The sequence below is a fragment of the Mesorhizobium sp. WSM4845 genome, from assembly GCF_055811455.1.
The window spans coordinates 1-9,045 of the sequence record NZ_JBVVQA010000064.1 but is presented as its reverse complement, the minus strand read 5'-3'; the positions used below and the strand labels follow the sequence as shown (position 1 = coordinate 9,045).

The 9,045-nt window shown below is 58.1% G+C and carries 6 protein-coding genes and 3 pseudogenes; 2 read left to right on the top strand and 7 right to left on the bottom strand.

The genetic code is table 11. The annotated features are described in order from the left end of the window. Both AC0L2C_RS33855 and AC0L2C_RS33850 read right to left on the bottom strand, forming a co-directional pair. A partial coding sequence (locus tag AC0L2C_RS33855) for an efflux RND transporter periplasmic adaptor subunit (RefSeq protein ID WP_473525494.1) occupies window positions 1–1,143 on the bottom strand: 1,143 nt, incomplete at its 3' end. A 198-nt stretch (window positions 1,144–1,341) separates the two neighbouring features. Continuing rightward, window positions 1,342–1,495: pseudogene (locus AC0L2C_RS33850) on the bottom strand (SAM-dependent methyltransferase); the annotation flags it as partial. Between AC0L2C_RS33850 and AC0L2C_RS33845 the strand changes: the two are divergent. Continuing rightward, window positions 1,439–1,612 (top strand): hypothetical protein, encoded by a 174-nt coding sequence (locus tag AC0L2C_RS33845; RefSeq protein ID WP_473458568.1) that lies wholly within the window; start codon window positions 1,439–1,441, stop codon window positions 1,610–1,612. The pseudogene AC0L2C_RS33850 and the gene AC0L2C_RS33845 sit on opposite strands and share 57 nt — an antisense overlap. A gap of 1,744 nt (window positions 1,613–3,356) precedes the next feature. Here AC0L2C_RS33845 and AC0L2C_RS33840 read toward each other — a convergent pair. The 3 genes from AC0L2C_RS33840 to AC0L2C_RS33830 form a co-directional block, all read right to left on the bottom strand. After that, window positions 3,357–4,310 (bottom strand): GDP-L-fucose synthase family protein, encoded by a 954-nt coding sequence (locus tag AC0L2C_RS33840; RefSeq protein ID WP_473495403.1) that lies wholly within the window; start codon window positions 4,308–4,310, stop codon window positions 3,357–3,359. Between the two features lie 91 nt (window positions 4,311–4,401). Then, window positions 4,402–5,499 (bottom strand): GDP-mannose 4,6-dehydratase, encoded by a 1,098-nt coding sequence (gene gmd, locus AC0L2C_RS33835; protein WP_473495404.1) that lies wholly within the window; start codon window positions 5,497–5,499, stop codon window positions 4,402–4,404. A gap of 142 nt (window positions 5,500–5,641) precedes the next feature. Continuing rightward, a complete protein-coding gene (locus AC0L2C_RS33830; protein ID WP_473525493.1) occupies window positions 5,642–6,631 on the bottom strand; it encodes a nodulation protein NodZ in 990 nt (329 codons plus the stop codon). A 469-nt stretch (window positions 6,632–7,100) separates the two neighbouring features. Between AC0L2C_RS33830 and AC0L2C_RS33825 the strand changes: the two are divergent. Then, a pseudogene (locus AC0L2C_RS33825) lies at window positions 7,101–7,891 on the top strand (nicotinate-nucleotide diphosphorylase); the annotation flags it as partial. Window positions 7,892–7,901: 10 nt separating this feature from the next. Here the strand turns inward: AC0L2C_RS33825 and AC0L2C_RS33820 are convergent. Further along, the gene (locus tag AC0L2C_RS33820; RefSeq protein WP_473495431.1) at window positions 7,902–8,492 is read right to left on the bottom strand and encodes a NodA family N-acyltransferase; all 591 of its coding nucleotides are present in this window, start codon (window positions 8,490–8,492) and stop codon (window positions 7,902–7,904) included. Between the two features lie 474 nt (window positions 8,493–8,966). Then, window positions 8,967–9,045, bottom strand: a pseudogene (locus tag AC0L2C_RS33815) (beta-ketoacyl-ACP reductase); the annotation flags it as partial.

Genomic DNA, 9,045 nt, shown 5'->3' with positions numbered 1-9,045 from the left:
CTGGATGGTCGCCTGGTCGGCCTCGACCGGCTTGACCACTTCGCCTTCCTTCACCAGTTCCTGGCCGGCGACGATGACACGTGCATCGGCCGGGATGCCGCCGAGCACCAGGCCGGTTGGCGTATCGTCGACAAGATCGATCGGGAAGAACACGACCTTGTCGTCCTTGTCGACGGCGCGGATACCGAGGTCGCCCTTGTCGCCGAGCGTCACCACGGAGCGCGGCAGCATGACGGCGTCGGTCGGCTGCGCGCTCAGCGCGATCTCGGCGGTCATCCCGGCCGGAATGGTGCCCTCGGGGTTGGGGATTGCGATCTCGACGCGGAAGGTGCGGGTGGCGGACGAGGCGTCGCGGCTGATATAGCGCACGGTGCCCTCGACATTCTGGTCGCTGACCAACCGTACCTTCGCCTTGTCGCCGATCTTCAGATAGCCGAGTTCACGTTCGCTGACCTCGCCGCGGGCAATCACCGGATCGAGGCTCAGAATGGTCGCCACTTCGTCGCCCTGCATCACGGAACTGCCAAGCTCCACCGGCACCCGGTCGATGACGCCGTCGAACGGCGCCTTCACTTCGTTGCGGTCGAGCTCGGCTTGCGCGGCTTCCAGGTGCGACTGGGCCAGCGTCAGGTTGGAGCGAGCCGTATCGAGCTGCAGCTTGGGCAGATTGCCGGTTTTCGCCAGCCGCAATGCTGCATCGAGTTCGGCCTGACGCTGAACCAGAAGCTGCTTGGCGTTGCTGACCGCCGAAAGTTTTTCCTCGGCTGCCAGCATCAGCACGAGGTCGCCCGTCTTGACGCGCTGTCCTTGCTTGACCGGCAGCTTGTCGATGACGCCGGCGGCGCGAGTCGCCAGGACCGCGCGCTTATCGGCTTCGGTCAGTCCGGAAATCCGGATGGCGCGCGCATGGGTACGCCTGGGCGGAGTTATGGTCGCGACGGTACGCAACGGCGCCTTGGGCTGTTCTGCCTCACTGGGCTTGGCGTTGCCGGCGTCAGCCGCCTTTGGCTGCTCGACCTCCCCCGCCTCGGGTTTGTCGGCGGCCGCGCTACCGACCGACGAGAACTCGCCCGTCGCCATCCACGCAGCGAAACCGACAAGCACAACAACGGCTGCAAGCTTGTGAAACCTGTACTTCGGCATCGTCATTTTTCCAGTGCGGTATTCGGCCAGGCCGCGTCTTCTAACTCGGCGCGTTGCCGATATGGGTGCGTGCAGAAAAGTTGATGGGTTATTACTTCGCTGGACAGGATGCGGCCGCCGTGAAGCGCGCCGGACCAGCGCGGCCGTTCATCTGCGACATCACACTCGGCACCTTGTCCCACTCGGGGCAACCCCTTAATTGGGGGCTAACCGCTGCGTAAAAGCGCCGGCAGCGCACCCGACTTCGAGCGCATTGCGACAGGACCTTGCGCAAGTGACACCTGAGAATTTGCGTATGGCGCTCCCGCTCGAACGGATTGCCATCGAGCCGCCATGGATCGTCTGCGGCCATTTCTCGATTCAGCAGTTCATGATCGACTTTATGGGTCAAATTCACACCTCGCTAAGTCAGCAATCACCGACGCTGCAAAACGCCGTCAGAGATAGCGTCGGGACCCGGGCACGCTAATTCTGAAAGCGGGGCCGTTCGTGAGACCCGATGTCAAAACACCACCATGCTTCACCGTGTGGTTGCCCACCTCGTGCACTTCTGGGACCATTCAGCGAATGAGAGTCCGTTTGACGCGCGCATAGACACCGATGAGGAGGAACGTCCGGCACCAATTTCCACTGTCTTCGGATCGTTGCCTTCTGTACTCCTATGGGCATAGGTGGTTGGTGCTCAGGCTTCTTCGTCGGGCGTGCCTGCAGGCCGAGCCACTTGATTTCGGTCACACTCCTAATAGGGTCGGCAAGATTGGCAAAATTGATTGTTCGGATGACAACCATCCACGCCCTAAACACATCGAAGGCGGAAATGGGCGTGGCTGGGTCCGCGCCTGTGTGGCGTTGGCCGACAAACGCTTTGCGGTGGGCGGGAATCCCGCACACACAGCGATTGAGACGCTGACGATCCGCGGTGGAAGAGGCTCGCGGCATTCAGCAGCCTCGTCTTCATCAAGCATGGATCCTACCCTGTGCATTGTCGATCTCGCAGATGCGATCGAGTTTGTGGAGGAGTGGCCGGAGGACCGCCGCAGTCTGATCCATGAACAGCCCTTCACCGGTGCTACCAAGCACAAGACGCCGCACGCCAATGGGCGTGGTCCGCGATGCCTTTGTCGGCTCCGCGAAGCGAGCCGCAATCCTGAAAGACCTCGAGGCGGAAATGCCGTGGATCGCTGCTTCCAATTCGGGCGGTGGACAGGTGCAGGTTCGTTCGGCCGTCCACCTCATTTTGTGCCGCATATGCCGGGTTGCCCGGTCGCTGTGTTGGGCAGGGCACGACCGATGGAGGCAGAATATCACCAGCTGCGCCGGATGCGGCTGACCATGGTGGAGAACGACGAGCGTGCAACCACGGAACCGGCTGCGCGCTACGCGGGTCGGAGGTCACGGCCATAAGGCGGAGGTCAACTTCGAAGGGAGCGCGGCGGTCCTCTCTCGTTCGAAGACAGAGCAGTCCCGACCGGATCGCTCGTAGATGGGAGGCCATGCCATAATTGCACCGAAAGCCGACCCTGGCCGAACCAGGAACGCTTGAAAGAGCAGATCACGCTTTTGCGTATACAAGGGGAGGAAAGCGTCATGCTGTTCACTGGGATCGTGGATCCCGTGCAGCCGCGACCGCTCACATCGAACCACACTCGCCAGCTTATTACGACGCCAGCACGCTAACGATGACTGTGACTGTGGTTCACCGCCTCAGCAATGGCCGCAATGCCATGACGGACAAAGGGAGATGTTGGCCGAAGCGCAGTCCGTCAGCTACACCACCTAGGGGGGACACGATCCAGGACCCGATCCCGCCTGCGGTTAAGCGCGAGTTGAAAAGCATACGTCCACGTCCGCCATTACCGCATGCACCGCCTTGGATAAGGCCTGCCCCGAGGCATGGCGGGGCCCCGGTTGGCGTTCGTATCGACGGCAGGTTCCTAAGCAGCGACTCCCGTGAGGTCGAGCAGTTCTAACTGGCGGCTTGAGTCGACGGCGCTCACGCACAGCCGTTCCAGGTGCAGCCCGTTATGCGGCCCTGGGCAAGCTTTTGGGTGGTCCTCAGCACCGCCGGTCGCAGAGAGGTCCGGTTTGCACCGTTAGCACAGGCCAATATTGCGGCCGCCTCGGATGTATGCGTCCCTCTCTTCTGTTTGGCCTGACTGAACAAACTTGCACCCGGTCGGACACGCAGTCCAACCAGGATGCGCGCATCCACATCAAGCCCCATGAAGGCGAAGAAAATCCTCATACGTCGCTTTCAACCCGGCACCAAGAGACGTTTTGGCTTTCCAGCCAAGCTTACGCAAGCGCGTTACGTCCAGTAACTTGCGCGGAGTACCGTCTGGCTTCGTCGTGTCGAATACCAGATTGCCCTCCCAGCAGATCGCCGCCTTGACGAGTTCCGCCACCTCTCGAATTGTGACATCCTCGCCAACGCCAACATTAATCAGGGGCGCAGTGTCGGCGGCTGTCAAGGCGTCAAAATCCGAATCTGGCAGGCCAAGCAGGAACGCAATGGCATCGCCTACATCCGACGAATACATAAACTCTCGCCGAGGGTTTCCGGATCCCCAGACCCCCACCGAGGAGTCGCCGTTTATTTTAGCTTGATGAAAACGGCGTATCAGAGCAGGCAAAACGTGGCATTTTTCGGGGTGATAATTGTCGCCGGGACCATATAAGCTGGTCGGCATCAACGCGAGATAGCGCGTCTGGTACTGCCGGTTAAAAGACCAGCATGATTCGACTCCTGCGATTTTTGCCAAAGCGAAGGGACGATTCGTCGCTTCAAGCGGACCGGTCAGAAGGTATTCCTCCCGTATCGGCTGCGGACAGTCGCGTGGATAGATACATGAGGAGCCAAGAAAAATCATCCGTTCGACGCCGGAAGCGTAAGCGGCATCAAAAACACTGAGTTGGATCGCGAGGTTGTTATGAAGGAAATCGACAGGAGAGCTAGCGTTCGCCAGTATACCACCAACCGTTGCGGCGCACATAATGACGTAATCGGGCCGCTGCGACATGAAGAACCTGCGCGTCTCGGTCCGGTCAAATAGATCCAGTTGGTCGTGAGTACGTGTTATTATCTCATACGATCCTAACGCCTCGAGGGCACTCATTGTGGCGGATCCAACAAGGCCGCGATGGCCTGCCACATAGACTTTCTTCATCTTTTTGTTTCCCATGTGATAACGCTATGGACGCTCCATAAGAAGGCCACCGTAACGCGGACAACAAGCCAGCATGGCGCCGCCGTTGTCATCATAACTCTCGTGGACTGTATGAATAATAACCCTGCGTCATCAGCACTGCGTCACGCTCTGCCATGCGCAAGTCTTCCCGAACCATCTCCCTAATCAATTCAATGAAGGAGATTTTTGGCTCCCACCCAAGTTTTTCTTTGGCCTTGCGGGCATCGCCGAGAAGTGTCTCGACTTCTGCAGGACGAAAATAACGGGGATCTACTTTTACGATCAAAGCTCCCGTCTTTGCATCGTATCCCTCTTCATCGACCCCTTCCCCAACCCAACGAACACCAATGCCGAGTTCAGCGGCCGCGACGGTGACAAATTCGCGCACCGAATGTTGCTCACCGCTAGCGATCACAAAGTCTTCAGCTTGCTCCTGCTGCAGCATCAACCACTGCATCTGGACGTAGTCTCGAGCGTGCCCCCAATCGCGACGAGCATCAAGGTTGCCCAAGAATAGAGTCGGCTGCATTCCAAGCTTAATCCGAGCCAGGGCGCGTGTGATTTTACGCGTTACAAATGTTTCTCCGCGCGCGGGTGACTCATGATTAAATAAAATGCCGTTACATGCGTACAAATTGTAAGCTTCTCGATAATTTACGGTGATCCAGTGAGCATACAATTTGGCAACAGCGTAGGGTGATCGGGGGTAGAACGGTGTCGTCTCGGTCTGTGGCGTTTCCTGCACCAGCCCGTAGAGCTCAGACGTCGAGGCTTGGTAGTAGCGCGTATGCTCGACGAGCCCCAGGATCCGAATTGCCTCGAGGATACGCAGCGCACCCAACGCGTCCGAGTTCGCGGTGTATTCTGGTTGTTCAAAGGAGACTGCAACGTGGCTCTGAGCTGCCAGATTGTAAATTTCGTCCGGCTGAACCAGTTGGATGACGCGCGTAAGGCTGGACGAGTCTGTCAAGTCCCCGTGATGAAGTGTAAGATCAACGCCACTTTCATGAGGATCATGATAGAGATGGTCTATACGGCCCGTATTGAAAAGGGACGATCGTCTTTTTATCCCATGCACAGAATAGCCCTTTTCCAAAAGCAATTCTGCGAGGTAGGAACCGTCTTGCCCCGTGACCCCGGTGATTAAAGCGACTTTTTTCTTTGACAAGCTTGAATCCTTTTGATTTTTACGCGCCGAAGAAAATGCTCGCCTGCGGCGGGATTGCGTGGCGAGAAAGGGGCGCATTGGGCAGGGCGAACGGGGCCTCTGCGCGAAGGCAAGGGAGAGTTCGAGCGGGATGCCAACCCCTTCATGGGGCCGGGGAACGGTCGAAAGAGTTATCAATCAAGATCAAACGACGCGGGTCATTCAGATCGAATTCGACAATTCGTGGCACGAAGAGGCGGGCATAGCGGGAGAAGGCGCTAGTCGGAGGAAAGCGAATTACAGTATCGCATCTACCAAGGAGATACATCTCAACGAGAGCGGAAATACCCCCGTCAGTGCCCAGTGCTGCACTGTTTAAAGGGCCGGCCTGATCCGCTTGGAAGCGTTTTGGGACGGTGAAAAGTTCGGGAAATACGCCCGACAAGTGATCAACAACCTGGGCGCTGTCTGTACACAAGAACACCCTTACAGGCCTTGGATGCGGTTGCGCTTTGGCCATACGAATGGCAGTGCATACCTGCTCTAAGGCAACCTTTGGATCAGCCCAGTAAGGTGCGTGATCCATAATATCTCCGCCGTTGCCGTGGCGGACATGGACCCCGATTATGCTGTGCCCGGCAAAGTGTTCCTGGTAGAGCGCTTCAATCCGATCCTCAATTTCGACCCTCGGTCTGATGCTCCGAAATATCGTTCGCTCGGCTTGCTCATCGCAGCGCCACATCAAGCAAGCATCACACACTACCGTGTTGGCTTCACAATCATCCTGGGCTTGGAAAAGATCGTCAAGCTCGTCACGTTCTTGGAAAATCTGTTCATCCGGACGGTACACGCAGTCGATGGATGGCTTGTTCCACCACGACGGGAAGAAGGGACCGGGGAATGAGACGTGGTTGATCTCGTCATCGCAAATGACCCGTACACCACCGATCTCTTCAATTGGCTTGAAGAAAGCCGGAAAGGCATTCGCAAACGGGTTGTCGAGGTAACAAGAGCCGCGCCAATCTATTGCTAAAGCCCGTCCCGTCCGATGTGCGTAGTCCCATGCCGACGCGAGAGACCACAGGCAATCACCGAGACCCTCGCGCCGTCGAGAAACAACGAACCGATCTATCCTTGAGCCATCAACAAGCATTTAAATTGCCTCTTTCCAAAACACCACAAACCTCAGCTTTGCTGCTGCCTTTGAGGCAAGCGCCTGCGCAATTCGGGGGAGCTTGTCGTGCTGCGCCAATGCGATGTAGCTTGCGTCGATCGCGGAAGTGCCTCGCCGCGATGGACACGCGCCTAGGCTGGTATTCGGCGCACGCCAGAAAATGCTCTTCAGAGCCAACGCAAACATCAACGACTTTCCCTAAAGGCTTACATCCTTTGAATTCATTCTATGCAACGTGCCGCAACATCCGTAAAATCGTCTGTTTCGATGAAACGCATCCACGTGATGGATGGCTAGTGGACATGGGTTCCAGGGCGTTGACCTGAACCCTCTCGTTGTGCGTCACTGCTAATCCCAGCGGAACCTTACGGCGGCAGCACGCAGCATGACCCAAGTCAGCCGGCCATGAGCGCGACTGCAACGACGCCATCCGAACGGAGCCGTTGACATGACTTCACTTGCACACTTCCTCAGATCATCATGGAGCCCATCGTGCGCCCCCTGCCGCCCTGCTGGAAGACCTGGGCAGAGCCGGCGATATCACGAGCGATGCAATTATCGCCGCCGATGCAAAGCCACCCTTTCGCTTAACGCGCGCCAAGCGCGGGTGGGTGCGGGGCTCGACCTGTGGCGTTTTCTTTCTTGCTCGGCGATCCAGCAATCGATGTGCAAATCCGGCGGCCGGACGGCAGCGATGTCGAGCAGGTCAAACCAATACGATCGTAAACGGGCCGGCGCGCAGCCTGCTGACGGCCGAGCGGACCGCGCTCAATTTTCTGTGCGGTCTGAGCGGCATTGCTACGGCTACGGCCGCGTTTGTCGAAGCGATATGCGGTCAGGCGCCAATCACCGCTTCGCGCTCGACGACGCGGTGCTCATCAAGGACAACCACATCGCCATTGCCGGCGACATCCGCACCGCAATCGAGCGGGCGCGTAGCGCCACAGGCCACATCGTCAAGATCGAGGTAGAGGTGGACAGGCTGGACCAGTTGGAGAGAGCCCTTACAGTGGGCGTCGACGCCTTGCTCCTCGACAACATGTCGGTCGAGGAGCTTGCGCAGGCTGTGCCTATGTCGGGCGCCGCGCGATCACCGAGGCCTCGGGGCCCGAGTAGCGCGGGCGAGCGCCCCGGCAATTGCGGCGACCGGCGTGGACCTCATATCGTGGCTGGCTTACCCGCAGCGCGCCCATTCTCGACATCGGTCTCGTGCTCGGCGCCGGCGCCATCACCCGGCACTTCAAGATGTTCATAGCTCCGGACCGTTCCGAACGATCAGGGTGCCGGATGGCCACTCGCTCATCGAGCGTCCAATCGGCACAACCACGACGAGCACGTCCTCGACGCGCGTGGGCGGCAGGTCGAGATACACATCTGCGAGAGTGGACCGCACGCGAACGCCCGACACAATCGCCGCCAGGCCGCCTCTGCAGAACCTTTCCATATGGTTCCGCATCGCGTGCCGAACGGTGCCGAAAGCGAATGGAACCCCAAGCTGCTGCATTACTGGATATAGAACGCTCATTGAATGACTGATCCCTTGTCCCTCAAGATCCGGACGCACCCCGTACAACCCCAGGTCGGCCACTAGGAGCTCGACCTCGTCAACCTTGATGAAGCGACGTAGTATCCCGATATGAGCCGCTACGCCGTGCGCGTCGTAGCTGATTGCGCGGAGCTCCGGCCTCGCACCGGCCCAGCTACGGCCGCCTTCGAATGGCTCTGAGTTGAAGGCCCCAGTCGGTCCGTAGGTCTTTCGGAAAAACTCGGAGAGTTCGACATGGTCGGCCTGTTGCAACTCATTTTCCCAGCACAACCTCCACCGCACGTCAGAGCACATGGAAAACCTCATCTTTTGTTGCTATTTTGTTGGGGAAGCGCCTAGCAGGGGGACGCTTGTCGAATCGAGCCGGCTCGATGTAGCTGGCGCACCGAAGAAACTAGCCGCAATGAACATGCGGCCCCGTTGTGTTCCGAGCACACCGGAAGGCGCACACCAGAATAATACTGCTCTGAACCAATGCAAAAATTCGATGACTACCTTTTGGCTTACATCTTTGAAATCTTACTATGCGACGTTCTGCGAAATTGGCAAAATCGTTTCTTTGGATTAATGCATCCAAGCTATAGATAGGAAAAGACACGCGTTTCAAAGAACTTGATCTAAATCTCCGCCCGGCCTTGATCAGGAGGCTTCGACCCGGCCAGTTGCCCGACCGACCCGCTCGTCAGTTGCCAGACCAACCGACTGCTTTGGGTGCGAACCTTCCCCCACTGTTGATAGCCGTCATCGGGCCGCACTGAACTTTTCACGCTAAATCATCGCCATGCCGCCATTGACGTGAATGGTCTGGCCGGTGACATAGGCGGCTTCGTTGGAAGCGAGGTAGGCG

Excerpts from the sequence above, each read along its gene's own strand:
- AC0L2C_RS33830 (WP_473525493.1), bottom strand. The coding sequence starts at position 6,631 with ATGCTTGTTGATGGCTCAAGGATAGATCGGTTCGTTGTTTCTCGACGG.
- AC0L2C_RS33840 (WP_473495403.1), bottom strand. The coding sequence starts at position 4,310 with ATGAAGAAAGTCTATGTGGCAGGCCATCGCGGCCTTGTTGGATCCGCC.
- AC0L2C_RS33820 (WP_473495431.1), bottom strand. The coding sequence starts at position 8,492 with ATGTGCTCTGACGTGCGGTGGAGGTTGTGCTGGGAAAATGAGTTGCAA.
- AC0L2C_RS33845 (WP_473458568.1), top strand. The coding sequence starts at position 1,439 with ATGGCGCTCCCGCTCGAACGGATTGCCATCGAGCCGCCATGGATCGTC.